The sequence below is a fragment of the Corynebacterium sp. HMSC056E09 genome (assembly GCF_001813425.1).
Taxonomy (GTDB): Bacteria; Actinomycetota; Actinomycetes; order Mycobacteriales; family Mycobacteriaceae; genus Corynebacterium; species Corynebacterium hesseae.
Genome location: NZ_KV812513.1, coordinates 360,666 through 361,253 on the forward strand (window position 1 = coordinate 360,666; position 588 = coordinate 361,253).

The window sequence follows — 588 nt, forward strand, 5'->3', positions numbered from 1 at the left end:
GTGAGGTGTACACACTGCCGTGATCGGAATGGAATACAGCCCCGTCAAGACTGCCACGCACACCGTGCGCGTGGGCTAGTGCATCGACGACCAGTGACACTCGCATGTGGTCTGCGATCGCATAACCTGCAAGTTTCCGTGAATACGTGTCAATGACTGTGGCCAAATACATGTTCTTGCCACCCTTACAGGGCGGGTAGGTAATGTCGCCAAGATAAACGCGGTTCGGCTCGTTGGCTGTGAATGTACGGCCTACTAAGTCCGGCATGACACGGTGGCCAGGCTTGCGCCTGGTAGTGACACATCGGCGGCGCTTGGTAAAGCCTTTAAGTCCCATGGATTTCATGATGCGTGCGACCTTCTTGTGATTTATCGGAGGAAAGTCCGTATCGTCGTTGAGACTTGCAGCGATGCGTTTAGCACCATAAAGCCCGTGCTCATCATCGAAGATGGTTGTAATTCTCGCACCAATAAGGGCATCGGAACACATCTTTAACCTGCGCTTTTCACGGGTTTGGACCCATTTATAGAACGAGGAGCGATTGAGCTTTAAAACGTGGCACATCCGCTTGACCGAGTATTCGGTTC

At 52.4% G+C, this 588-nt stretch carries 1 pseudogene; it reads right to left on the reverse strand.

Annotation, left to right across the window (positions count from 1 at the left end):
* Positions 1 to 588: pseudogene (locus tag HMPREF2912_RS11055) on the reverse strand (IS3 family transposase); the annotation flags it as partial.